The following is a 548-nucleotide window of genomic DNA, read 5'->3' as shown; positions in this document are numbered from 1 at the left end:
AGGAATTGCGGCGTCCGTCCTACCAGCCCCGCCCCATCGCGCTGGGGACCAATACCGACCCGTACCAGCCGGTCGAACGGACGCAGGGCCTGACGCGCGCGATCCTGGATGTGCTGGAGCGGTTTTCCCACCCGGTGACCATCGTCACCAAATCGGCGGGGGTTCTGCGCGACCTCGATATCCTGACCGCCCTCGCCGCCCGCAACCTGGTGCGCGTCAGCCTGTCGGTCACGACGCTGGACCCCGAACTGGCCCGCCGGATGGAACCGCGCGCCGCCACGCCCGCCCGCAGGCTGGAGGCCATCCGGACCCTGTCGGCGGCGGGCGTGCCCACGACCGTCATGGCCGCCCCGATGATCCCGGCGCTGAACGACAGCGAGATGGAGGCCATCCTGGCCGCCTCGGCCCAGGCCGGGGCGCGCGGTGCGGCCTATGTGCTGCTGCGCCTGCCGCAAGAGGTCGCCCCGCTGTTCGAGGACTGGATCGTCCGCCATTATCCCGACCGGGCGGCGCGGGTGCTGGCGCGCATCCGCGAGACACGGAACGGC

At 72.1% G+C, this 548-nt stretch carries 1 protein-coding gene; it reads left to right on the top strand.

All coding sequences use genetic code 11. The features are described 5' to 3' along the window. Window positions 1–548 (top strand): radical SAM protein (locus HLH34_RS19105; protein WP_183121141.1); only part of this gene is annotated, 548 nt, incomplete at both ends.

This window comes from Gluconacetobacter azotocaptans (assembly GCF_014174355.1).
Taxonomy (GTDB): Bacteria; Pseudomonadota; Alphaproteobacteria; order Acetobacterales; family Acetobacteraceae; genus Gluconacetobacter; species Gluconacetobacter azotocaptans.
This window is presented reverse-complemented; position numbering and strand designations above follow the sequence as displayed.